We start from the raw sequence: 24,913 nt of genomic DNA, 5'->3' as shown, positions 1-24,913 counted from the left end.
GTTTGAGCCGTCGGGTCAAAGGAGAGCGCCTGATGGTTCGCCCCGCTCCTGCTCTCTCGAGAAATCCAGTCATGACCGAATCTCTCGCGGGCGGCGCTGCCGCCGCGCCGCTCTCAATGCGTGCCGCTGCTACTCTCACCTCCGCCGCCGTCAGGGCGGCCCGACACCTCTTGACTGATCTCGAACGCGGCCGTCGCATCGATGCCGCCGTCCTGCGTAGCGCCATGGAGGCGGCATTCGGCGCCTCGGACGCGGACGGCGCCTGGAACTGGAAGACCGCCTATGACGTCTGCGAGGCGGCAACAGTTCTATTTCTTCGCAAGTTCGGTCCGGCCATGCGCGCCAAGGCTGGCTCGACGGCTGCCATGCTGCCAATGCTCGCGAGAATCGCGAGCTGTCTGCCGACCCATACGCGGCGTTCCGAAGACAGTCAGGCGTTTCAGCAATTCTCGACGCCGATTTCGCTTGGACTGGCGGCATGCACCGCTGCCTCTATTACGCCTGCCGACCGCGTTCTGGAGCCGTCCGCGGGCACAGGCCTGCTCGCAGTCTTTGCAGAGCTCGCCGGCGGCGCCTTGGTGTTGAACGAGTTGGCCGAGGCCCGCGCGGAGCTGCTCGATCAGCTATTCGCGGGCGTTAAGGTCACGCGGTTCGATGCCGCGCAAATCGATGATCACCTCGATGCGAGTGTCACACCTAGCGTCGTCCTGATGAACCCGCCGTTCTCCGCGGTAGCGAATGTCGATCGACGGATGGCGGATGCGGCTCTCCGCCACATCGCTTCGGCGCTGGCGCGTCTCTGCGACGGTGGGCGCCTCGTCGCCATCGCTGGTGCAAGCTTCGCGCCGGATAACCCGACATGGCGAGATGCCTTTGTTCGCCTCCAGGAACGCGGGCGCGTGGTGTTTTCTGCCGCCATTGACGGGACCGTTTACGCCAAGCACGGCACTCAGACGGATACTAGGCTGCTTGTGATCGACAAGCTGCCCGCTGCCGATCCGACGGCTTTTCCTGCCTCGCCAGGCATGGCGGCCGATGTCGCTACCTTGCTTGGCTGGGTGAATCTGCATGTGCCTCCAAGGCTGCCCGTCACCACGCCATCGGAGATCGCTGCTATCGGGCGGCCAGCGATGTCGCAATTGGTCGGCGCCGTCGCACCACGCCCATCGTCCACTTCGAGAGACACCGCGCCAGTAGGCGCAGAACTGATCTACGAGACGGTCGAATGGTCCCCGCCGGAAGGCGCCCGGCTGACCGATGCGCTTTATGAGGAATACGGACTACAGTCGATCTGCATTCCCGGATCATGCGCACATCCGACCAAGCTCGTGCAGTCTGCCGCGATGGCGTCCGTTGCGCCACCGAAGCCATCCTATCGTCCGCACCTGCCCGCCAATGTCATGGACGACGGAGTTCTGTCGGATGCTCAGCTGGAGAGCATCATCTATGCCGGCGAGGCGCATTCCGAATTCCTGGCAGGCGCTTGGACGGTCGACACGACCTTTGACCTTGTGGCCGCCGCGCGCGACGACACCGAAAATGCCGTCCGCTTTCGCCGCGGCTGGTTTTTGGGCGATGGCACCGGGGCGGGCAAGGGGCGGCAGGTCGCCGGGATTTTGCTCGACAACTGGTTCAAGGGCCGCCGCCGTGCGGTCTGGATCAGCAAGTCCGACAAGCTGATCGAGGATGCGCAGCGCGATTGGTCCGCGCTCGGCATGGAGCGGCTGCTTGTTACGCCACTCTCGCGCTTCCGCCAAGGCACGCCGATCCGGCTCGCGGAAGGCGTCCTTTTTACCACCTACGCCACGCTACGGACCGACGAGCGCGGTGAGAAGCTTTCGCGTGTCAGGCAGATCGTCGAATGGTTGGGTTCGGACTTCGACGGAGTGATCGTCTTCGACGAGAGCCACGCCATGCAGAATGCGGTCGGGGGCAAGGGCGAGCGCGCCGACCAGGCTGCATCTCAGCAGGGGCGCGCCGGCCTGAGGCTCCAGCACGCCTTTCCAAATGCTCGTGTGGTCTACGTATCGGCGACGGGCGCAACCACGGTCCACAACCTCGCTTATGCCCAGCGCCTTGGCCTTTGGGGCGGCGCCGACTTCTCGTTTGCCACGCGTGCCGAGTTCGTCGAAGCCATCGAGGAGGGCGGCGTCGCGGCGATGGAGGTGCTTGCGCGGGACCTCAAGGCGCTCGGTCTCTATGCGGCTCGCTCATTGTCCTACGAGGGTGTCGCGTACGACCTCGTTGAGCACCAGCTTACGCCGGAGCAGGTTCGCATCTACGATGCCTATGCCGGTGCGTTCAGCGTCATCCATAACAATCTCGATGCGGCGATGCGGGCCGCCAACATCACCGGTGCAACTGGAACGTTGAACGGGCAGGCCAAGTCTGCGGCACGCTCCGCTTTCGAAAGCGCGAAGCAGCGCTTCTTCGGCCACCTCCTGACTTCGATGAAGACTCCATCGCTGGTCCGATCGATCGAGCACGATCTTGAGGCTGGACACGCCGCGGTCATCCAGATCGTGTCGACAGGCGAAGCGCTGATGGAGCGCCGGCTCGCCCAGATCCCGACTGAAGAGTGGGGCGACGTCCAGGTCGACATCACGCCGCGCGAGTATGTCCTCGACTATCTCGCCCACTCCTTTCCGGTCCAGCTCTATGAGCCCTTTACCGACTCTGAAGGTAACCTCTGTTCCCGGCCTGTCTACCGCGACGGCCAGCCGGTCGAGAGTCGGGAAGCCGTCGCACGACGCGAGCGCCTCATCGAGAAGCTTGCATCACTACCGCCGGTACCTGGGGCACTGGATCAAGTCATCCAGCGCTTCGGCACCGAACTGGTTGCCGAGGTGACGGGCCGCTCGCGCCGCATCGTTCGCAAGGGCGACCGGCTGGTGGTCGAAAATCGAGCCGGTTCGGCAAACCTCGCTGAGACATCGGCTTTCATGGACGACGTCAAGCGCATCCTCGTGTTCTCCGACGCCGGCGGCACAGGGAGGAGCTACCATGCCGAACTGTCGGCCCGGAATTACCGCCTGCGAGTCCATTACCTGCTCGAGCCCGGCTGGAAGGCCGATGCCGCGATCCAGGGCCTCGGCCGCACAAACCGGACCAATCAAGCGCAGCCACCGTTGTTTCGTCCCATCGCGACCGATGTGAAGGCCGAAAAGCGCTTTCTCAGCACCATTGCCCGCCGGCTAGACACGTTGGGTGCCATTACGCGCGGCCAGCGCCAGACGGGCGGGCAGGGCCTATTCCGGCCCGAGGATAACCTCGAAAGCCAGCATGGGCGCGATGCATTGCGCCAACTCTACATCTTGCTCGCGCGAGGGAAGGTCGACGGCTGCTCGCTTTGGAGGTTCGAGGATGCGACCGGTCTGAAGCTCATGGATGCGAATGGGCTCAGGGACGAGCTGCCGCCGATCACGACGTTCCTGAACAGGTTGTTGGCGCTCACCATCGACCTCCAGAATGTGCTGTTCACCGCCTTTGAGCAGCTCTTGACCGCTCGGATCGAGGGCGCGGTCGCGTCGGGTACCTACGACGTCGGGCTGGAAACGCTCCGTGCCGAAAGCTTTGTCGTCACTGACCGGCGGACGATCTACGCCTATCCGGGCACCGGCGCCGAGACCCGGCTGCTCACGATCACGCAGCGCCAGCGCAACCATCCTGTGGGTCTGGATGATGCTCTTGCTCATGTTTCCGATCGTCAGGCTGTCCTGCTAATCAATGAGCGCTCGGGACGAGCCGCCGTGCAGGTCCCGACGGCGAGCGTCATGCTCGACGACGGCGAGATCGAGCGGCGCGTCCGCCTGATCCGGCCGATGGATCAGCACACGGTCCCCTTGGACATGATGGCGGAGAGCTACTGGCTCGAAGCGGATCGTGAACGCTTCGCTGCGGCCTGGCTGGCGGAGCTTGCTGAGGTGTCTGAGTTCACGGAATCTACGATCAACGTTGTGGCGGGCTTGCTGCTACCAATCTGGAAGCGGCTGCCGAACGAATCGACCCGGGTCTATCGCCTTCAGACCGATGCGGGCGAACGCATCATTGGACGCAAGGTTTCGGCCGCGTGGGTCGCAAGCGTCCTTGCGACGGACGCGCCTGCGCTGACACCAGGCGCTGCCTTTGCCGCGCTGATGGAGGGACGGACCGTCCTCGAACTCGCGGAAGAACTCCAGCTTCGCCGCGTTCGGGTGATGGGGGCTTACCGCATCGAGCTGTCGGGCTTCAACGACACGATGCGCGATCGCCTGCGGGCTTACGGTCTCTTTGGGGAGATCATCTCCTGGAAGCTCCGTATGTTCGTGCCCACGGACACGAGCGGTGTCGAGATCCTGTCGAGAGTGCTCGACACCTATCCGGTGGCGCGCATCGGCGAGCGGGAGGCCGCCTGATGTCCCGCGATGCTTCCGAACTGGCACGCCGCCTCTCGCGCGAGGCTGAGGCGGTGTGTCGACACTATCTCTCCAATGGCAGGCGGGCGGGGCGGTACTGGCTGGTCGGCGACGTTCACAACACGCCGGGCCGCTCGTTGTTCGTGCGGCTGCACGAATCGCTGAAGGGACCCGCTGGGAAATGGACCGACGCCGCAACGGGCGAACATGGTGATCTCCTCGACATCATCCGCGAAAGTCTGGCCTTGCGAGACTTTCGCGAGGTCGCCGAGGAGGCGAGGCGGTTTCTAAAGCTGCCTCGTTCAGAGCCGCAATTCGCTCCGAAAACCATTCGTCCAGTCGTGCCGGCCGGATCGCAGGAAGCCGCTCGTCGGCTCTTTGCGATATCCAGCCCGATTGAAGCGACACTAGCTGAGGCGTACTTGCAGCGCCGCAGAATTACTTGCATCAACCATGGTGGCAGCTTGCGCTTCCATCCTCGTTGCTACTATCGACCAGACGAGCATTCGTCGATCGAAACCTGGCCGGCGATGATAGCCTGTGTCACCGACCTCGATGGACGGATCACAGGCGTACACCGCACTTGGCTCGATCCAGACGGTTTTGATCGCGTGCGGCTCGGCAAGGCTCCGATCGACACGCCGCGACGCGCCATGGGTGACCTTCTCGGCAACGCCGTTCGCTTCGGCGTGGTCGATGATGTGCTCGCTGCCGGCGAGGGAATCGAGACCATGCTGTCACTGCGTTACGCACTGCCAGCCCTGCCCATGGCCGCCGCGCTTTCGGCCAATCATCTCGCAGCCATGTTGCTGCCGTCTGGCCTGCGTCGGCTCTATATCGCCCGCGATGACGATGCTGCCGGAGATGCCGTACAGGCTATTCTTACGCAGCGCGCGGAAGAGGTCGGCATTGAAGCGATTGCGCTGTCGCCTCGGGTGGGCGACTTCAACGAAGATCTGCACATCTTCGGCCTCGAGGCCCTCCGGGCAGCGTTGCGGCTTCAACTCGTACCAGAGGACGTCGTCCGATTCCTGCATTCTCCGGCAGTAGCCGCGGAATAGCCGCGACGTGTCGCTCGGCGTCAGCAGGTCGGTCATAGCGAGGCCACTGCCGGAAGAGGACGCGACCACGGGCCTTCTAGAGGGCGATCGGACGGCAAGCGGTTCGGGCCGGCAATGGCTGCGACCGGCTATTTTCCGCCGCGCGTCGGCGATGGGAAGACACATTATTTATCTGCCCGGCGCGCTTTGCATCGCGAAGCAAAATAGCCGGCCTCCGCCATCCTCCGCTGCGCTTCGGCCCTCCGCTCTGCTCCGGGTTCTGGCCCGTTCCGCCTGCCGTCTGAGTGATCGCCACGAAGGCCGCGATGGTCGCGGCCGATCCGGCAAAGGATCGCCTTAATGACCGATCACGATGACATCGAACCGCCGCACGCCGCATCTGCGACCGAACACGTTCTTACCGAATTGCAGCTCTTCGGTTACCGCCCCTTCGACGACCAGCCTGATCCACGGCCGCTTCCCGAGGGCAGGATCATTACCGGTGCCGTCGCTGACATCTTCGATGCCCTGGTCGCCACGTTGAGCGACACGCGGCTCGAGCCGGACCTCGACGATCTGCTCTGGTCGACCGTCAACCTGTTCCATCGTGCCGTCGACCGCATCGGTCGCCAACTCGACGACAACGAACAGGCGCAACGCAAGAGTCAGCGCGAGCAGGACGGCTCCGAAGTTCGATCGGTCGAACTCGAGCGCGTGACGGCGGAAGGCATCACATTGATCGAGCGTCGCGACTGCCTGGAGCTCTTCCGCGACCAGGCCATCGAGCGCTTTGAGACACACACCGGTTCATTCTGGCGCCCTCGATCGGGATCGCTGGTCAACCACCGTACGCTGACCGCAGCGATGATCGACTCCCGCGACTTCATCGCGGCCAAGCGCCGCGCCGAGACCGAGGTCATGTTGCCGCCAGGACCGAAGATCGCACTCACCGGAGGGCTCGACTTCAAAGACCATCATCTGATCTGGGATCGCCTCGACAAGGTTCACGCCAAGCATCCCGACATGGTCCTGCTCCACGGCGGCTCCCGGAAGGGGGCCGAATTGATCGCCTCCAAATGGGCGACTACCCGTAAGGTGCCTCAGATCGCCTTCAAGCCCGACTGGACGAAACATGCCAAGGCAGCGCCGTTCAAGCGCAATGACGCCATGCTTGAACTCCTGCCGATCGGCGTCATGCACTTCCCGGGCACAGGAATCCAGGACAACTTGGCCGATAAGGCGAAGCGGCTTGGCATCCCGGTCTGGATGTTCGGCGGCGCGTGAGCGCCGCCTTCTCAACTGAAGCCTTCGAGGCGAAATTGCTCACGCCGCAACTCCGCCTCGTTTCGGTCTCATATCCAGAGTTGCGCCGTGGTGGTGGTGGAAGGCGCAACTCGTACATCTATGCACATGGAGCCACCACCATGCTCGCTATTGGGCTTGTTCTCAATACACTCGGCATCGGCCTATTCTGCTGGGCGATTTTCGCGCTCGCAGTGTATGCCCTGCCGTTTTTCGTCGCACTGAGTATCGGGATGACCGCGTTTCAGAGCGGTGCCGGCCTCATCGGCGCGCTGCTTCTTGGAACGACCGGCGGTGCGCTGACGCTTGTCCTCGGCCAGATCGCCTTTGCTGTTACTCGGTCCTTGGCCTTGCGCATCGCAATCGCGACAGCATTCGCTGTTCCCGCCGCCGTCGCCGGCTATCATGTGGTGTTCGCCGTGTCCCATATCGGGGTGCCTTCGCTGGCCTGGCGTGAAGTCTTCGCTTGCCTGGGCGCGGTTTGCATTGGCGTTACGTCATGGACGCGCTTGATTGTTTTGGCGAAGACCGGCCCGTTCGAGCCGGATGGGGTGGTGGAGAACCCGTCCTAACCAGTTCTTACGGCCACATGGCCCGAGCGGACGACCCTTTTCCGGCTTCATCGTCGAACAGGTGCGCGTAAATCGGCGCGATGAACGGGGGATGATCGAAACCTGAGCGCGGAGAGGCCGTCCTGCTCGGAACTCCTCGATCAAGCTGCCGACATTCGGTCTGGCCCACGCAGCCGCGGCAGAGCGATCCTACCTCGATCGATTCTTGGGAGACGATGCCGCCCTTTGCAGGAAATTGTTTCTCTTTCTGCCCTGAATGGTTCCGACCTCTTGTTCATCAAAACCGAGATAGCCACGCTTCTCCAGAGATTGTGGTTCAGCACGCGGACGCACGTGGCCTCGTTGATGGCTTGATCTGGCCGAAGACCGGCTTCGCCTCGATCGTCTGAGCCGCAACGCCGTTGATGCGACTTTCTTCCCCTGGGCTTCGCCCATTCCTCGCGAGACAAGAAAGTCGCCACAACGACGTCCTTCGCTGCGCTCCGGCCCGAGCGGGTGCGTCGCCGATCGTCCTCGGCCCTAGATCGCCATCGAGGCCGCGATGGTCGCGGGCTCGAAACACAACAGGAGAAGTGACATGGCTAACATCGGTTCTTTCAAGAAGGTCGGCAACGAATTCCAGGGCGAGATCGTGACCCTGAGCCTGAAGGCCAAGGGCGTCCGCATCGTCGCCGAGACCAACCGGTCCAACGAAAACGCTCCCAGCCACCGCATCTATGTGGGCCGGGCGGAGATCGGCGCAGCCTGGTCGAAGCGTTCCGAGGAGGGCCGCGATTACCTCTCACTCAAGCTCGACGACCCCTCGTTCAACGCGCCGATCTACGCGAACCTGTTCGACGACGAAGGCGGTGAAGGCTACACCCTGCTCTGGTCGCGGCCGCGCAAGACCGGCGAGTAAGAGCGCCCCACCAAGCCCCGTCCGGTCCGCCGGGCGGGGCGCTTCGCGGTCGGCCTGAAGGGGCTTACGATTTGCTAAGCCGCGGAGCCTTTTTGAGCAGGTCCCCCGGTTCGACCCCCAATGCTTCAGCAATTTGTCCGAGCACGGTGACGCTTGCTGATACATCGCCGCGCTCGATGGCGCCGACGTAACGGGCGCTTAAACCCGCGCGCTCGGCCAGCTCCTCCTGCGTCATTTGTAGATCGTGGCGTTTCCGACGCAGATTCACAGCCATGATCTCTTTGAGATCCATGGCGATATGGGAACTGAGCCGGAACGATCGTTCTAGGAACGATCGTTCCTATTCGTGTCCGAACATGCTATCGAGGGTGGCGGCGTTACGTGCGCGACCGAACTCGGCCACCGATCTACCAAACGAATATTCAGGATTCGAACGGGGGGCGGAGGTCTGGATTGCGACCAAACCATGGCGTAGCCTATAGGCGTTCTAAAAGCGGGTATGATGCAGAAGCCATCCCTAGATCCAGACGTAGCTGACAGTGCGCCGAACGAGCCGCTGCTGACTGCCTATGACGAACAGCATGTCGTTACGTACATGCGCCTCCTGCAGGCGCAGGGCGAGGGGGCGGACTGGCGCGAAGTTGCTCGAGTGGTACGAAGCGATGATCGAAAGCAGCCCAGATGGTGAAGTGACCGAGGAATTCAGGAGGAAAGGGGGTATCTGCTTTCGCCCATGACCCACAGAGGTCCTTCGACGAGCAGACGATCTTTTGGGCGCCTGAGGTTCTAGCGGCGGTCGTTCCGGTCAAGGTTGCCGGGGCTGCCGATCGCAGTTCAGCGTCTCAACCGCTGCTTGACCTTGCAGGAGGTCAGGTGCGCCGCGCCGCCGACGGCTGGCACGCCGTGCTGCGCATCGGTTCGGCGGACCACCGTGTCTGGTCCAAGGGCCCGCCGGTGCTCGGCGCGTCATATGCAGCCGACTTGCCGTTCGACGGCGATTTCGGCGCGCGTGCCTATGCAGCCCGGCGGCTGTGGCGCGCGATGAATGGACGCGCGCCGGGGCCTGCATTTCATCAACTATCGAAACATCGACGCGAACGCTTGAGCGCAGCGATCCGTGCGCTTGATGCTCACAGCGCCGGCGGTAGCTATCGCACGATCGCCGAGGCGCTGTTCGGCAAAAAGCGCATCCCCGATCGCGCCTGGAAGACGCATGATCTGCGCAATCGAACAATCCGCTTGGTGCAGGGCGGCCTCGCGTTGATGCGTGGTGGTTACCGGAAACTCCTGCGTCCCGGGCGCAAAGACCAGTAGCGCAGTCCCTCAGGGGTGCCGAAAATCGCCCCTTCCATATTCGGCATCCCTCTCCGAGATCCTGCTCCTCCATGATGACCGCACACACGCCGGTCTAGCCAGTCGTAGTGCGCTGTCCTCCTGGAGTTCTTAAATGCCCGATCCGATGGCCGGTCTTCCCCCGCGATTCCTGCGTACACCTGAGGCCGCGCGCTATCTTGGCCTGTCCGGTCGCACGCTCGAGAAACATCGCACGTACGGTACTGGACCGACGTATCGGAAGATCGGCGGACGTGTTGTCTACGCCGTCGATGACCTGAAAGCGTGGGCCGACCGCGGCGTCAAGACATCGACGTCCGACCCCGGAAAGGGGACCGTGCTGCCGGCCAAGAAGCATCCCGCGCTGCGCCCGTATGCGGGTCAAGAACGCCGCTGATTGCCGCGTAAGAGCAGTGACCATGCGGCGCAAGCACCATTCCGAGCGCGACCAGCTTGAGCTCTTTCGGGCGCTGCCCGGTGATCTCGCGCCCCGCGATGCGCAGGATCTGATGGCATATCCGTTCTTTTCGTTGGCAAAGACCAAACGCACTGTGCCGATCGATTTCCGTGCCGGAGCGGTCGCAATTCGTGTCGAAGCCGTGCCTGAGCACGGCATGGCGACCATCTGGGATGCAGACGTTCTGATCTGGGCTGCGTCCCAGATCGTCGAAGCCCGTGACGCCGGCTTGAAGACGTCGCGCCTGATGGCAGCAACGCCATACGAGATTTTGACGTTCGTCGGCCGCGGCACCAGCGCGCGCGACTATGACCGGCTGAAGGCTGGTCTCGATAGACTTCAGTCAACGACCGTGCTGACGTCGATCCGCCAGCCGATGGAACGTCGACGGCATCGCTTCTCCTGGATCAACGAGTGGAAGGAAACGGCCGATGCAAATGGCCGTCCATTTGGGCTCGAGCTGATCCTGCCTGATTGGTTCTACGCCGGCGTCATCGATGAAGCGCTCGTGCTGACGATCGATCGCGCTTATTTCGATCTGACGGGCGGGCTCGAGCGCTGGCTTTATCGCCTCGTGCGCAAGCATGGTGGACGCCAGGATGTCGGCTGGAGTTTTGATCTTCTGCACCTCCATGCCAAGTCCGGCATCCTCTCGCCACTCAAGCATTTTGCTTACGACGTTCGTCAGATCGTCCAGCGCCAGACCTTGCCCGGCTATCAGCTCGTGCTCACGCGCGATCCAGATGGCACCGAGCGGCTGAACTTCACGCCTACGCCTGTCGATCCCTTAACGGCCCGCTTGCGCCGCCGCGGTCTCATTCCAAATTCGGAGGACAACCTGTGAATCAGCTCGTGCTATCGGGGACCGCAACCCTCGTGCTATCGGGGACCCGAACCTCGTGCTATCGAGGACCGGAATCGAGCTTAAGAGCTTGTTTCTCCGCGCTTTCCCGCTCCTCTAACTTTACTAACATACTGACACTAACTTCTTGTTGTGAATCAGTATGTTGTGAACAAGTCGGCCGCGCGTGCAACGAAAATGCCTCAGGCATTCACTCTCTCACGCGCAAGGCTTCGCTGCAATGCGATTCTTGTCGCCAACACACGCGCGCCAACGCGATCGCGCGCAAATCTGCGCGATCACCAGCACCGGCATCACCGCATGACGTTCGTCGCTTTCCTTTGCGGCCACTCGCTCGTCGAGGAGAACTCGCTAACATCCGTGGTTGGCACGACGGCCACCACAAGCCGGAATCTGGAGAATGGGCGGTCAGGCTAACCAGCGCCGTGCTTGATGGCTTCAAACGTCGTCATGAAGCCGCCGGCAAGAAAAGTTGCGATCTCACCCAAATCCCCGTCCCCTCGGGAGACGCTGCTCCGCTTTGGCGGAAGGAAAAGGCGCGCGTGGAAGCGGCCGGGTCGCGGAGGCCCTTACATCACCGCAGCGACCCGGCCGCGCTTGCCGCCGGCGCCAAACCGGAAGGTGGTGCCATCGACCCAGATCTTGTGCAGCAGCACGGCGAGCGCGCGCGCCACGGCGGTTGCCGCGCGCTTCAGACCCTTCTTCCTGGCCAGCCGCAGGCCCCACAGCCGCAGCTTGAAGTTCTTCGGAATGCGGGTGAGAATCGCGACCGCCGCCTCGTACAGCATCGCCCGTGTCAGCTCGTCGCCGCATTTGGAGATGCCGCCGATCCTGTCGGTCTGTCCGGATTGGTAGCGCCGCGGCGTCAGGCCGAAATGCGCACCGACATTGGTCGACTTCTTGAATCGCGCCGGATCGTCAACGGTGGCGCGGAACGTCAACGCCACGAGCGCGCCGACACCGGGCACGCTCATCAACCGCCGCACCGCACTGTCGCTGCGCGCCGCCGCCAGGGCGAGGCGGTGCAGTTTTGCCAGCTGCAGCCGCATCGCGCTTCTAGCGTCCAGCAATGGCGTGACGATCGCCTCCAGCTCCTTCTTCCCGGCCATGATCTCGCGCACCCGTGCGTCAAAGCGGCCGACCGAGATCTCGCCGACTTTCAGGCCGAACGGGCGCAACAGGCCGCGGATCATGTTCTCCATGTCGAGCACCTTGCCGAGCAGCGCCTTGCGTCTCACGAGCAGCGCGCGCAGCGTCTGCGCGCCTTCCGATTTGACATGGACCGCACGGAACCAGCCGGTCCGCATCATCTGGGCGATGCCTTTGGCGTCGTTGCGATCGGTCTTGTTCAGCATGGCGTTCAGCGCCGCCTTGGCATGCCGGGTCTCGATGCAGATCACGGGCAGGCCCTTTTCACTGAGCGCCGTGAACAGCCAGGCCGAGTACGAGAAGGCTTCCAGCCCGACGCGCTTCAGGTGGATGCTCCATTCCGCCAGGAACAGCTCGATTGCGTCCGGATCGGTGTCGAGTTTCGTCTCCCGGACGACCTTGCCGTCGCCGTCCACCACGCAAATATTCGTCGCCTCCAGCGACACGTCGAGCCCTGCATAAAAGTCCATCATGCGCCTCCGCCGCCGATCGCCGGAACACACCATGCATTCCGTTCGCGAATCGTTGCGAGGCATTTTCGCAGCGGCACGGCCGGCGAGGGGGCACCGGTCAGTACCCCGGCTAACAGGAAATCCTTCGGATTTCTTCTAACGGAACAGGCCGAAAGCCGCATTGGCGGCGCCCCGCAACGGCAGCCCGACAGGCCAGCCTGCCTTTGCAGGCCATACACACTCTCGACCAAGCCCAAGCTCACGACCGCCAACTCCAGCGTCGGGGAGCCGTGGCATGAGTGATCTCACGGAAGTGGAAGTGTTGTGGCTCGAGAAGCGCATCGAAAACCGCGTTCGGTTCGGTCGCATCGTCGAGGAACGGAAGCTTGATCGCCATCGGCGTGTCCTGTCATTCGCGCCGGGTAGCACCTTTGCCTTCGTCCGTTGGACCTCGAACGACTTCGGCACGGCCATTTCGCGGATCGACATTTTGCGCGCAATCGCTCCGCGACAGCGCTGCTCGACCGTCCCTTATGTGACACCCGGCGGGGAGATTTTGCTGCGCCTGTCTGGCTGGCCGAAGGTCGAGCGAGTGCTGCAAATGATCGATGCCGTTGAGGCACTCGGCATCGATCCAGCTGATGTCGCGCCTGATCATTGGCATCACGTTCATAACCGTCTTTCCGTCAACGAAAACCCGCGCCCATATACAAAAGCGCGCCATCAGGCCTGGCTTCATCGCCAAAAGGTGATGCGATGACGGGCCGCCTAATGATGCTGGCTGTGACGACTGGGGTCGCTGCTGCGCTCATCGCGACGATCGTCCTGGAGCCGCTTCCGCTTTACATCTGGAACGTATCCGCAAGCGTGCCGATCGGTCTCTACCGCGTGCGACCGGCGGACCAATTTCAAGTCACTGAATTGGTCGCCGTGCAGCCGCCGGAACCGCTCGCGACATTCCTCGACTTTAACGGCTATTTGCCCATTGGCGTCCCGATGCTGAAACGCGTGCTCGCCCTTCCGGGGCAGAGTGTTTGCAGAACCGGCCTCACGATTTCGGTCGACGACATAGCAGTCGGCGAGGCAAAGGATCGCGACGGACGCGGCAGGCCGCTGCCGAGATGGCAGGGCTGCCGCGTCGTCGGAGACGGCGAGCTGTTTCTGATGAATTGGCAGTCTGACGATTCTCTTGATGGCCGGTATTTTGGATTCTTGCCGGCGTCGGCGGTGATCGGCCGTGCGATGCCGGTGTGGACGTGGGACGAGTGATTGTGCGTATTCGATGTGTTCTCCCTGTCATTCCCTTGTTCGATCGATTGCGGGACCATTCCTCCGCCTCGATCGATGTCTGCAAGGCTGGCGCGAGTCCGATCGCATGCTGGGGTCAGTTGGGCACGCGCGCTTGTGCTGTGGTTCCCCTGATGCTTCTTCTGACCGCGTGTGGCAGTGTTGCTTTGGCCCAGAGCGGATCAACCGCCCAGCCGGGGATCAGCCGGAGTGCTCACTCATTTGCCGGCTTCATCAATGAAGCCTCACAACGCTTTGCGATCGCGCCGAACTGGATCCGATCAGTCCAAAGCATCGAGAGTGCTGGTGACGTGCACGCCAGATCGCCAAAAGGCGCAATGGGCCTGATGCAAATCATGCCGGCGACCTGGGCGGAACTTCGAGAGCGCTACCATTTCGGGAACGACCCCTACGACCCGCACGACAACATTCTGGCCGGCACGGCCTATCTGCGCGAATTGCTCGATCGGTATGGCTCGCCTGGCGTGTTTGCCGCGTACAACGCGGGACCATCTCGCTATGAAGAGCATCTCGCAGGCGGCTCTCTGCCTGACGAGACGCGAGCATACGTCGCAAAGCTTGCAAATCTGCTTGCCATCGACCTGCCGCCGAAATGGACTTCCAGCGGACAGTCATCAGCAGCTGCGACGCTATTCGTCACGCGATCCGATCTCATGAAAACGCGCGATCAGATGCTGGCGCTCATGCCGTCGAGCGGTGTCAGGACCGCATTCTCGGCTTCCGATGTTTCGCGCATGGTTCCCCGGCCTATTGGCGTGTTCGTCCCTCGATCGGATTCGGGAGTATCGCAATGACCAGGAGTGCTAGTTCGCAAGCTGATGGCGTATGGGCGATGCCTTCGGCCCGCGCTCTACTCGTCGCTTCGCTCCTCACCGAGCCACCCTTCGGGTGTCTCGGCCCTTCGGGTAACGATCGCTATCGCAAGCGCTCGGAAGCCGTGGGGCCCTTGCGAGTTGGCTGCCAAGTTGCGGCGGCTATTTCGGGAACCGGCGAGAGACCACGACGCCACGACGGCAGGGCGGCTCTTCAAATCGGGCTTCGAGAGATCGGTGCACGGGAATAAGACGGCCGTGGCCGAATCCGGAGCCTGGTGCAACGACTTGGAAGGTCGTTGCCACACAGGAGAGCTCCGATGAAACTGTACGTTGGATTGGACGTCGGCCTTGAAGAAACCAGCGTTTGCATCGTCGATAGCGAGGGTCTTACGATCCGCGAAGTTAAGGTCAGCACGGAGCCAGAGGCGATCCGCTCCGCTGTGGAGGGTTACGCGGATCGCCTCGATAGGGTCGGGGTCGAGGCGTCATCGCTGGGTATCTGGCTGTATCGCGAACTGCAGTCAGCCGGGCTTCCAATCATTGTCGTGGAGGCGCGCCACATGCGCGTTTCGCTATCGACAATGCGCAACAAAACCGACCGAAACGATGCGCGCGGCATCGCGCAAATGATGCGGTTGGGCTGGTACCGCGCCGTGCATGTCAAGAATATCGACATGCAAAAAATGCGCACGCTGCTGACGAACCGGAAGCTGCTCAAGCGCAAATTGATCGACCTCGAGAACCATGTTCGGGGCGCACTGCGGGCCTATGGATTGCTCGTCGGAGCGGTCGCGAGAGGTGCCTTTGAGGCCCGCATCCGCGAGCTGATCGAGCACAGCGACCCGATTTTTGTGATGTCGATCCAGGTCATGCTGGACGTGCGTCGCGCCCTCCTCGAAGGTTACGATCGGCTGCATCGTGTGCTCCTGCAGGTGGTCCAGCATGATCCTGTTTGCCGGCGTCTGATGACGGTTCCAGGCGTCGGTCCGGTCGTTGCCTTGTCATTCAAAGTCGGCGTTGATGACCCTCATCGCTTTGCCCGATCCCGCACGGTGGGCGCCCATTTTGGCCTGACGCCGAAGCGCCACCAGTCCGGGACGTCGATCGATTTTGAGGGGCGCATCAGCAAACAAGGCGATATCTCCGTGAGGGAGGCGCTGTGTGAAGCTGCCGCAAGTCTGCTGCTACGGGTCAGAAAATGGTCGGCATTGCGGGCGTGGGGCCTGCGAATTGCCAAGCGGTCGAGCATGCTGTGTGCGATAGCCGCGGTCGCGCGAAAGCTCGCGGGTATTCTCCACCGGATGTGGGTCAGCGAGACCGATTTCCACGTCGGATTCGGTGCCAAGATCACGCAACGGCTGCGCCTAAAGCCGGCGCAGTAGCAGCTACATAGACGAGCATAGGAAGGCGCTGGGACTACTCCCAGCATGTTGAGGAGGGAACGAAATTAGAGATCCGCGCGCGCGGTGAGCGTCCCCTGGCGGGGCCGCGAAACGGGGAATGTCCGCTATCTCTTGCCTGCTGCCGCCCTTCGGGGACGAGAGCGCCGGACTGCTTGGACAGCCCTGTTCACGAACCTGATGAAGAGCATGCGACGGCCGAAGTGCTGAACGCGAAGGAACGCATGGACCCCGCCTGGTGAAGGCCACTGCAACGCGGTGTGGTGACGTTTGTGCGTCGTAGATGGAGGGAAGCAGCGATGCTTATTTTGCGAGGACTCGAGGAAAAACCTAGGAATGAGTTGACTTTGCCCGCCCGATTAGGAAGGCGAGATAAAAGGGGCTCGCCGGTCGAACCGCAAGCCATTGGCATGGCTTGGGTTCTGGCGTGCCGGTCGGTCGGGGCGCGTGCCGCGCTTTGCATTTTGACGAATGCAATCAAAGGCGTTTTCGGCACCGTGTGCACTTTTGATCGTTTGGAGGCCCTGCCGTGAGCGTGGGCGACAGCGACCTGCGTATTCGGCCTGGGCGCATCCGCAGTACCCGAGCGCCTAAGCCGAAGAGCTTCATCAACCAGGTGCTGAGGGCGGCGAAGAAAGCAGGACACACCTCGGGTCAGACCGTAGCTGGCAGGCGTTCGGCGGCCTATGGGCGCTCCACGTTTGGCCGCGGGCGCCTCGCGTTTAGCCGCGCCAGATTGTTCAGCCCGACGCGGCGCGTCGTGGTGAAGGCGCGCGTGGTTCGTCACAAAGGGCGAGCCTTCCGTTCAGCGCCACTGACCGCCCACCTCTCATATCTGAAGCGCGACGGCGTGACCCGAATGTATGGTCCGGCCGTGGGGTGCAAGAAGATTTCGACGATCCGGTAGATGCGGTCTTGCATCAATGTATCCGGCCTCTGTTTGGAGCGCAGTGCTCCGGGCCATCATGGATATCAGCGCGCATGTGATCTGGTTAGCGGACAGGCCTCGACCGGGCCATTTGGGTCACCAGGGTTCACATGTGCCGGGAAGACCGATTCTCCATCGTCGTCTCATCCTCTCGCAGACCTCGGCGGGTAAGGGTTGTTACGTCATCGATAGCTCCTCACTTCGCGCTGTTCCTTCGTTCGTGCCTGGCGGCCGTTCCTTCGTCCCGGCCTGCGCGCGCAGACGCGCCGCGCGCAAGGGGCCGTCAAAGCCGGCCGTCGTGCTGTCCTGACGTCTTGCTCTCCTGCTGCCAGGCTGCGCCTTGACGGCCCCGCGCACGGCGCGAGGATCAAGCAGGTCGGGACACCGTCTCCTCCATCTTGACGCACGCGAAGGCGCGTCCCTTGTTGAGGACCGCCCAGGCGATCCGGGCGAGCTTGTTGGCGAGCGCAATCGCCAGCACGTTGTGGTGCAATCGCTTCTTGGCGGCTTCGATCCAAGAGTTGAGGCCATAGCGCTCCCAGCACTTGACCTTTACCAGAACAACCCACGCGGCTTGCACGAACAGCGCGCGCAGGTAGCGATTACCGCGCCTTGATATACTGCCGAGGATCGTGCGGTCGCCGGTCGATATCTGCTTCGGAACAAGTCCAAGCCAGGCGCCGAAGTCGCGGCCTTTCGAGAACACGTCTCCGGTGCCGATCGCAGCCACCATTGCGCTCGAGATGATTGGGCCAATGCCAGGCACCGTCATCAGTCGCTGGCAGGCCCTATCTTGACGGGCTAGTGTTTCGATCTCGCCAGATAGACCCTCGATACGCTCATCCAGCCGGCGCCAGTCTTCCGCCAGACCCTCGATGATGGGCAACATGCGAGGCGAGAGCACATCAGTGCGTGTTGCCAAGATACCTGGCAACTCGAACCGCAGGGAATGCGGGCCTTGCCGCACGGCGATGCCCCGTTCCAGCAGGAACGCACGGATCTGATTGATCGCGCCGGTACGCTGACCGACCAATCGATCGCGGACGCGGTGCAGTGCCTGAAGGTCGAGCTGATCGGCGGTCTTGGTCGCGACGAACTTCATGGTCGGGCGTTGGACAGCCTCGGCGATGGCTTCCGCATCTCGGAAGTCATTCTTCTGTCCCTTCGAATACGGGCGCACGTATTTCGCTGGCATCAGGCGGGCGTCGTGGCCAAGTACTTGGAGTTTGCGGCTGAGATGATGGGCGCCTACGCAGGCCTCCATACCGATCAAGCACGGCGGCAGGTTGGCGAGCCGCGTTTCCACCTGGCCGCGCGACCACTTCTGCCGCAGCACGATGGCACCGCGGTGATCCTGACCCACGATGTGGAACGAGTTTTTGCCGATGTCGATGCCGATCACGGCGATCGCCGCGTTGAGTTTCTGAGACATGGCGTGCTCCTTGTCTTGAGCGCCCCTTGCCAGCTTCTCGTGCTGGCAGGGCCGGAGCACGGCCGGACCATCCCATTAGCGGGGAGCGAGCCGAGATGTTCGACGCCGGCAGTGACCGTGCCGATGGCGTGGCCTTCGCGCAACGGTGCCAGGACGATCGCCATCATTTCAGGTTCATCGTATCACCGGAGGATGCGGGCGACATGACCGATCTGAAGGCCTTCACCCGTGATCTTGCCAAGCAGATGGAGACCGATCTCGGCACGCGGCTCGATTGGGTAGCTGTCGATCATTGGAACACCGACAACCCTCACGTCCACCTTCTCGTTCGGGGAGTAGATCAGGACGCGGCGGACCTCGTGATCTCCCGCGACTACATCAGCCAGGGCCTGCGCTCACGCGCCGAGGAACTGGTCGCCATCGAGCTGGGTCCAAAGCCGGAGCGCGAAATCCGCAATTCGCTGGAGCGGGAAGTCAGGGCGGAACGATGGACGCGGCTCGATCGGGAGATCCGGCTTGCGGCAGATGAGGCTGGCTACATCGATCTCCGGCCCGAAAATCCGGGCACGCTCGATCCCGAGATCCGGAGATTGATGGTTGGCCGCCTTCAGTACCTTGAGAGGATGGGCCTTTCTGCATCCGCTGCACCAGGGGAATGGATGGTCGGGCTCGAGGCCGAGCGTAGCTTGCGCGACCTCGGTATGCGGGGCGACATCATCAAGACCATGCACCGCGCCTTTACCGAGCGTGGAGAACCCCGCGGCGTTGCCGACTTCGTCATCGAGGGTGGACAGCCGACGTCCCAGATTATCGGACGCCTAGTCGACCGTGGACTGCATGACGAGCTGACTGGCGAGGCCTATGCCCTGATCGACGGAACAGACGGACGGGCGCACCATGTGCGCTTTCGAGGGCTCGAGGCTTTCGAACATGTTCCGCCGGCCGGCGGCATCGTCGAAGTCCGACGCTTCGGTCAAGCCGGCGATCCGCGGCCGACCGTGGTGCTGGCGACCCGCTCCGATCTCGATCTTGCCGAGCAGGTCACTGCTAAAGGGGCCACTTGGCTCGACCACAGGCTGGTCGAACGCGACCCGATGCCACTTGCCATGGGCGGATTCGGCCGCGAGACCCGCGACGCCATGGAAGCCCGAACCGAGCATCTGATCCAGCAGGGCCTGGCGCGGCGGCAGGGCCAACGCATCATCCTGCAACGCGACCTCCTGGACACGTTGCGTCGACGCGAGCTGGACGAGGTGGCCGCAAAAGTCTCAGCCGACACCGGCTTGCCTCATGTGAACGCCGCCTCTGGGGAGCATGTGGCGGGCACGTATCGCCAGCGGCTGACGCTCGCCTCGGGACGCTTCGCCATGATCGATAATGGGCTCGGCTTCCAGCTCGTGCCCTGGTCGCGCGAACTCGAGAAGAGGCTCGGCCAACACGTCACCGGTGTCGTGAAGGACGGCGGTGGTATCGAATGGGGCTTTGGTCGCAAGCGCGACCTCGGCCTCTAGCAATCTCGCCAATTCAGTTGCGGAAGGACGCTCGGAATGTCCGGAACCAAAATCCTCTGGGGACAGGTGATCGTTGTCGGCCTGATCGTCTTGCTGGCCATCTGGGGAGCAACCGAGTGGACGGCCTGGCGACTTGCCTACCAGCCCGAGCTTGGCCGGCCCTGGTTCGAACTGTTGGGCTTCAAGATCTATTATCCGCCGATCTTCTTCTGGTGGTGGTTCGTCTACGATGCCTACGCGCCTCAGGTCTTTGTCGAGGGAGCCTTCATCGCGTCGTCGGGGACCTTTGTTTCGATCGCTGTGGCGATCGGCATGTCGGTCTGGCGGGCGCGCGAGGCCAAGAATGTCGAGACCTATGGGTCGGCGCGCTGGGCTAATGCGGAAGAGGTTCGAGCGGCCGGACTTCTCGGTCCGGATGGTGTGGTACTGGGCAAGCTCGATCGCGACTACCTCCGCCATGAGGGGCCGGAGCACGTGCTGTGTTTTGCTCCCACCCGGTCCGGCAAGGGCGTCGGACTCGTCGTTCCCTCGCTGCTGGCTTGGCCGGGTTCGGCCATCGTGCACGATATCAAGGGGGAGAACTGGCAACTGACCGCGGGTTTCCGCGCGCGGCATGGCCGTGTCCTGTTGTTCGACCCGACCAACCCGAAATCCTCGGCTTACAATCCGCTTCTCGAGGTCCGGCGCGGGGAATGGGAGGTTCGCGATGTGCAGAACGTCGCCGACGTCCTGGTCGACCCCGAAGGCTCTCTCGACAAGCGGAATCATTGGGAGAAGACCAGTCATTCGCTCCTGGTCGGCGCTATCCTCCATGTCCTCTATGCCGAGGTGGACAAGACCCTGGCCGGTGTCGCCGCCTTCCTGTCCGATCCGAAGCGGCCGATCGAGGCGACGCTGAAGGCAATGATGACCACCGCGCACCTTGGCGAGCAGGGCGCCCATCCCGTCGTCGCCTCGACTGCACGCGAACTCCTCAACAAATCGGAGAATGAGCGCTCTGGCGTCCTGTCCACCGCGATGTCGTTTCTCGGGCTCTACCGCGATCCCGTGGTGGCCCGGGTGACCTGCCGCTGCGACTGGCGGATTGCCGATCTGATCGCCGATCGCCGCCCGACGACGCTTTACCTCGTGGTGCCGCCCTCCGATATCTCGCGGACCAAGCCGTTGATCCGCCTGGTGCTGAACCAGATCGGCCGGCGCCTGACCGAAGATCTGCACGCCCGCGACCGCCGGCATCGTGTGCTGATGATGCTTGACGAGTTCCCAGCCCTTGGGCGGCTCGATTTCTTCGAGTCCGCGCTCGCCTTCATGGCTGGGTACGGCATCAAGAGTTTCCTGATCGCGCAGTCGCTCAATCAAATCGAAAAGGCCTACGGCCCTAACAACGCGATCCTGGACAACTGCCATATCCGCGTCAGTTTCGCGACCAACGACGAGCGGACAGCCAAGCGGGTGTCCGATGCACTCGGTACAGCGACTGAGATGAGGGCGATGAAGAACTACGCCGGGCACAGGTTAAATCCCTGGCTGGGGCACCTGATGGTCTCTCGGCAGGAGACGGCGAGGCCGCTGCTGACGCCAGGCGAGGTCATGCAGCTTCCGCCGATGGACGAGATCGTCATGGTGGCAGGGACGGCACCGATCCGGGCGAAGAAAGTCCGCTACTACGAAGATCGCCGGTTCACCGAGCGGGTTTTGTCACCGCCCGATCCGGCGAGCGCCGGCCGATCGCCGCGAACGGACGGATGGTCAGCGCTCGGAACGCTGAAGCCGACGGGAGGTCCAACTAACAGGGCCGCCGAGGCCGAGGAAGACACGGCGAACAGCGGCCTTCGTCGGGAGCCCGAACTCCCCGATCACGTCGCTATCGTCAGGGAAACAATCGAATCGACACCGGCAGAAGAATTTGCCGTCGTTCTTGACGACGATGAGGACGCGGTCCGCCAATCTCGACTGCTTCGTCAGCAGATGCGTGGCGTCGTCCGCCAGGTTGCCATGGACCCGAATGACGGTATGGAACTCTGAGGCATGCGCGACAGGATGAACGTTTACTTTCCGCCAGAGCTTCTGAAACAGATCTCGGAGCTCGCCGATCGCAAGAAGCTTTCACGGTCTGCCATCGTGGAAGCGGCTGTCGCATCGTTCCTGTCACCGGACGGAGCGGATAGACGGGAGGCAGCATTCACCCGTCGCCTGGACCGGCTATCGCGCCAGATGCAGAGGCTGGAGCGTGACGTCGGTCTGACGGCTGAGACCTTGGCCCTTTTCATACGGTTCTGGCTGACGATCACGCCGCCATTACCCAATGAAGTCCAGGCGGTCGCGCAGGCAAAAGGTCGGGAGCGCTTTGAAGGATTTGTCGAGGCGCTCGGGCGCCGTTTGCAAAAGGGACAGAGCTTCCTGCGCGAGATTCCAGAAGATATCCGCCATCAGGAACCGGCCGAAGATGCTTAATTGAACCCGTAGAAAGACCCTTTCGCCGGTCCCTTCTTTTTCTACGCCAGCCTACGACTGCAGCGATTTAGCCGAACCGACAAAAGCTGGACGCGCTATCGGCTCGAGTGAGCTGAGAGCAAAGGGGGCCAGCATGCAAATCTCAACAGCATGGCGTCGAATCGCGCGCGTTTTTCTCCCTTTTGTAGCTGGGTACTATCTCTCTTATCTGTTCCGAACGATCAATGCCTTGATGGCTAGCCATCTCAGCTCGGATACTGGGGTTGGGGCTGCCGATCTCGGGTTGCTTACGGCAGTGTATTTTCTTGTTTTCGCGGTCGCTCAGATACCCATCGGTATATTGTTGGATCGCTTTGGTCCGCGTCGCGTCCAGAGCATTCTGCTCTTGCTTGCCGCAGCAGGCGCCGGCCTCTTCGCGATATCGACTGACTTCCTCTCGCTTTTGATCGCGCGTGCAATGATCGGGCTTGGCGTGGCCGCGGCGTTGACCGCAGGGCTGAAGTCGATCGTCCTTTGGTTCCCCAGGGAGCGTGTCGCCTTGCTTAACGGCTACATGGTCATGCTGGGATCGTTAGGAGCGGTGACTGCCACGGTCCCCCTCGAATACCTGCTCGCCTGGATGGGCTGGCGGCAACTCTTTGAGGTCCTGGCGGCCGCTACCGGTGCGACGGCCATTCTCATCTATACCGTCGTGCCTGAGCGAGGCATTGTCCCATCAACGGCGCGCGTCACTCTTAGCTCCGTTTTCAGCGATCGAAGGTTCTGGCGAATGGCCCCGTTATCGGCGACTTGCATTGGATCATCCTGGTCCCTGCAGGGTTTGTGGGCGTCGCCGTGGTTGATAGACGTAGAGGGGTTTGATCGCGACAGTCTGGTCCGACAGCTGTTCATAATGTCGATCGTATTGAGCGGTGGTGCCTGGTTGTTCGGTATGGCGGTCCACTACACCAAACGAAGAGGAATCGGGGCGGAGGCGATATTGGCCATGGTAGCAGTGCTGTTCATCGCAGCGGAGTTAGCCTTGATCCTGCGAGCGCCTCTGCCGTCCATTTGGCCCTGGTCTGTTGTCGCAATTGTCGGAACAGCAACCGTGGTCAGCTTCGCGGTCATAGCGGATTACTTTCCGCCGGAGCTGGCCGGTCGCGCCAACGGCGCCTTGAACGTCTTGCACTTTGGTTGGGCGTTTCTGGCACAATACGTGACAGGTCTTATCCTGGAGCAATGGTCTGCGAATGATGGCCATAGGCCCGTCCAGGCCTATCAAGTCGCGTTCGGTCTCAACGTGGCACTGCAGATCGCGACGTTTGTCTTGTTCGCGCTGCCCTGGTGCCGATCCATCGTTTCATGGACGAGTTCAATCCTCTTCTTCAAGCCGGCTGATGTTTCCTACGGTGTCGAGTCAATTGGGTTATATGAGGATTCGGTCATCCTTCTGCCCGCGGATGACGATGCGGAGTGGTGAGCAGCAACCCGTGGCGAACTGATCCGATTGAGTAGGCCTAGAGACCAGTTCTCTGTCTTTCTTTTACTACGCCAATCTACGATCACTGAAAGCCATTGTTGCACCAAGTCCATTGGTGCCTTTTTTAATCATTCCCATCTGAGGGGCGCCTGTGGACGCTCTCATTCGGTGGGGGCGAACGGTGGCAATCCATACGATTCAATCGGAAGCGAGTTCGCGCGGCGCACGAATGCTGCGCAGCGCGCTCAGCCCGGCGATTGCCAGTTACCTCGAAGATGAAGCGATCATCGAGGTGATGCTCAACCCAGATGGGCGGCTGTGGATCGACCGGTTGTCGAATGGCCTGATCGACACAGGCGAAACGCTCTCCGCAGCGGACGGTGAGCGCATTGTTCGCCTGGTCGCGCATCATGTCGGCGCTGAGGTGCATGCCGGCTCCCCACGGGTTTCGGCCGAATTGCCTGGGACCGGCGAGCGCTTCGAAGGTCTGTTGCCCCCGGTCGTTGCGGCACCGGCCTTTGCGATCCGCAAGCCCGCAGTCGCTGTGTTTACGCTCGACGACTACGTCGGCAGTGGGATCTTGACCTCGGAGCAGGCCAAGATCCTGCAGAACGCGGTCGCCGCACGGAAGAACATCCTCGTCGCCGGCGGGACATCGACCGGCAAGACGACCTTGACGAACGCCCTCTTGGCGGAGGTGGCGAAGACCTCCGATCGGGTCGTTCTGATCGAAGATACACGCGAACTCCAATGCAAAGCGCCCAATCTCGTGGCTTTGCGGACCAAAGATGGCGTGGCCACGCTATCGGACCTCGTTCGCTCCTCGCTGCGACTGCGTCCAGACCGTATTCCGGTCGGCGAAGTTCGCGGTGCCGAAGCGCTCGATCTACTCAAGGCATGGGGCACAGGCCACCCCGGCGGCATTGGGACCATTCACGCGGGCAGTGCGCTTGGTGCGCTGCGGCGGCTCGAGCAACTCATCCAGGAAGCCGTCATCACGGTTCCGCGCGCCTTGATCGCCGAGACCATCAACCTCGTTGCCGTGCTTGCGGGGCGCGGCGCCGACCGTCGCCTCGCTGAGCTCGCCCTCGTCACGGGGCTTGGTGCCACCGGCGACTACAACCTTTCATCAGCAGGAGACTGAC

General features: G+C 62.3%; 19 protein-coding genes and 2 pseudogenes. 18 read left to right on the top strand and 3 right to left on the bottom strand.

Going from position 1 to position 24,913, the window contains the following annotated elements:
* The first annotated feature begins 71 nt into the window (after positions 1 to 71).
* From WN72_RS39685 to WN72_RS39665, 5 genes are all read left to right on the top strand, one after another.
* The gene (locus WN72_RS39685; protein WP_143130852.1) at positions 72 to 4,394 is read left to right on the top strand and encodes a bifunctional class I SAM-dependent methyltransferase/DEAD/DEAH box helicase; all 4,323 of its coding nucleotides are present in this window, start codon (positions 72 to 74) and stop codon (positions 4,392 to 4,394) included.
* A complete protein-coding gene (locus WN72_RS39680; RefSeq protein ID WP_092220527.1) occupies positions 4,394 to 5,455 on the top strand; it encodes a DUF7146 domain-containing protein in 1,062 nt (353 codons plus the stop codon). Before WN72_RS39685 ends, WN72_RS39680 begins: the two co-directional genes overlap by 1 nt.
* Positions 5,456 to 5,794: 339 nt before the next feature.
* Complete coding sequence (locus WN72_RS39675) at positions 5,795 to 6,718, top strand: DUF2493 domain-containing protein (RefSeq protein ID WP_092220529.1); 924 nt, start codon at positions 5,795 to 5,797, stop codon at positions 6,716 to 6,718.
* On the top strand, positions 6,715 to 7,308 hold the full coding sequence (locus tag WN72_RS39670; protein WP_347337505.1) for a hypothetical protein: 594 nt from the start codon (positions 6,715 to 6,717) through the stop codon (positions 7,306 to 7,308). The genes WN72_RS39675 and WN72_RS39670 overlap by 4 nt, the downstream gene beginning before the upstream one ends.
* A gap of 577 nt (positions 7,309 to 7,885) precedes the next feature.
* Complete coding sequence (locus WN72_RS39665; RefSeq protein WP_092220534.1) at positions 7,886 to 8,206, top strand: DUF736 domain-containing protein; 321 nt, start codon at positions 7,886 to 7,888, stop codon at positions 8,204 to 8,206.
* A gap of 64 nt (positions 8,207 to 8,270) precedes the next feature.
* On the opposite strand, the gene WN72_RS39660 is transcribed toward WN72_RS39665, so the two are convergent.
* Positions 8,271 to 8,498: a helix-turn-helix domain-containing protein gene (locus WN72_RS39660; protein WP_092220538.1), complete on the bottom strand. Its 228-nt coding sequence runs from the start codon at positions 8,496 to 8,498 to the stop codon at positions 8,271 to 8,273.
* A 581-nt stretch (positions 8,499 to 9,079) separates the two neighbouring features.
* Here WN72_RS39660 and WN72_RS39655 point away from each other — a divergent pair.
* From WN72_RS39655 to WN72_RS39645, 3 genes are all read left to right on the top strand, one after another.
* Positions 9,080 to 9,520 (top strand): DUF2285 domain-containing protein, encoded by a 441-nt coding sequence (locus WN72_RS39655; protein ID WP_347337506.1) that lies wholly within the window; start codon positions 9,080 to 9,082, stop codon positions 9,518 to 9,520.
* Between the two features lie 133 nt (positions 9,521 to 9,653).
* Complete coding sequence (locus WN72_RS39650) at positions 9,654 to 9,935, top strand: helix-turn-helix transcriptional regulator (RefSeq protein WP_092220543.1); 282 nt, start codon at positions 9,654 to 9,656, stop codon at positions 9,933 to 9,935.
* Positions 9,936 to 9,957: 22 nt separating this feature from the next.
* The gene (locus WN72_RS39645; RefSeq protein WP_092220545.1) at positions 9,958 to 10,839 is read left to right on the top strand and encodes a replication initiator protein A; all 882 of its coding nucleotides are present in this window, start codon (positions 9,958 to 9,960) and stop codon (positions 10,837 to 10,839) included.
* A gap of 587 nt (positions 10,840 to 11,426) precedes the next feature.
* Here the strand turns inward: WN72_RS39645 and WN72_RS39640 are convergent.
* Entirely contained in the window at positions 11,427 to 12,476 is a 1,050-nt protein-coding gene (locus tag WN72_RS39640) for an IS110 family RNA-guided transposase (RefSeq protein WP_092220555.1), read from the bottom strand.
* A 277-nt stretch (positions 12,477 to 12,753) separates the two neighbouring features.
* Here WN72_RS39640 and WN72_RS39635 point away from each other — a divergent pair, with 277 nt between their 5' ends.
* From WN72_RS39635 to WN72_RS47320, 5 genes and pseudogenes are all read left to right on the top strand, one after another.
* Entirely contained in the window at positions 12,754 to 13,218 is a 465-nt protein-coding gene (locus WN72_RS39635) for a DUF2840 domain-containing protein (protein WP_092220547.1), read from the top strand.
* Positions 13,215 to 13,727 (top strand): S26 family signal peptidase, encoded by a 513-nt coding sequence (locus tag WN72_RS39630; protein WP_092220549.1) that lies wholly within the window; start codon positions 13,215 to 13,217, stop codon positions 13,725 to 13,727. The genes WN72_RS39635 and WN72_RS39630 overlap by 4 nt, the downstream gene beginning before the upstream one ends.
* Positions 13,728 to 13,729: 2 nt before the next feature.
* Positions 13,730 to 14,560 (top strand): lytic transglycosylase domain-containing protein, encoded by an 831-nt coding sequence (locus WN72_RS39625; protein ID WP_092220557.1) that lies wholly within the window; start codon positions 13,730 to 13,732, stop codon positions 14,558 to 14,560.
* A 338-nt stretch (positions 14,561 to 14,898) separates the two neighbouring features.
* Complete coding sequence (locus tag WN72_RS39620; RefSeq protein WP_092221147.1) at positions 14,899 to 15,963, top strand: IS110 family RNA-guided transposase; 1,065 nt, start codon at positions 14,899 to 14,901, stop codon at positions 15,961 to 15,963.
* 547 nt (positions 15,964 to 16,510) lie between these two features.
* Positions 16,511 to 16,840: pseudogene (locus WN72_RS47320) on the top strand (type VI secretion protein); the annotation flags it as partial.
* Between the two features lie 436 nt (positions 16,841 to 17,276).
* Here WN72_RS47320 and WN72_RS39610 read toward each other — a convergent pair.
* Entirely contained in the window at positions 17,277 to 18,341 is a 1,065-nt protein-coding gene (locus tag WN72_RS39610; RefSeq protein ID WP_194482925.1) for an IS110 family RNA-guided transposase, read from the bottom strand.
* Positions 18,342 to 18,421: 80 nt separating this feature from the next.
* Here WN72_RS39610 and WN72_RS39605 point away from each other — a divergent pair.
* The 5 genes and pseudogenes from WN72_RS39605 to trbB form a co-directional block, all read left to right on the top strand.
* A pseudogene (locus tag WN72_RS39605) lies at positions 18,422 to 19,852 on the top strand (relaxase/mobilization nuclease domain-containing protein); the annotation flags it as partial.
* A 36-nt stretch (positions 19,853 to 19,888) separates the two neighbouring features.
* Positions 19,889 to 21,877 (top strand): conjugal transfer protein TraG, encoded by a 1,989-nt coding sequence (locus tag WN72_RS39600; RefSeq protein ID WP_092220448.1) that lies wholly within the window; start codon positions 19,889 to 19,891, stop codon positions 21,875 to 21,877.
* 3 nt (positions 21,878 to 21,880) lie between these two features.
* Complete coding sequence (locus WN72_RS39595; RefSeq protein ID WP_092220450.1) at positions 21,881 to 22,306, top strand: ribbon-helix-helix domain-containing protein; 426 nt, start codon at positions 21,881 to 21,883, stop codon at positions 22,304 to 22,306.
* Positions 22,307 to 22,439: 133 nt separating this feature from the next.
* Entirely contained in the window at positions 22,440 to 23,768 is a 1,329-nt protein-coding gene (locus tag WN72_RS39590) for an MFS transporter (protein WP_092220452.1), read from the top strand.
* Positions 23,769 to 23,997: 229 nt separating this feature from the next.
* Positions 23,998 to 24,912, top strand: coding sequence for a P-type conjugative transfer ATPase TrbB (trbB, locus tag WN72_RS39585; RefSeq protein WP_194394073.1), 915 nt, complete (start codon positions 23,998 to 24,000; stop codon positions 24,910 to 24,912).
* Position 24,913: the final 1 nt, after the last annotated feature.

Origin of the sequence: Bradyrhizobium arachidis (assembly GCF_015291705.1) — a bacterium.
GTDB lineage: Bacteria > Pseudomonadota > Alphaproteobacteria > Rhizobiales > Xanthobacteraceae > Bradyrhizobium > Bradyrhizobium arachidis.
Note: the sequence above shows the minus strand (reverse complement) of the source record. Positions and strands in the feature narration are given on the sequence as shown.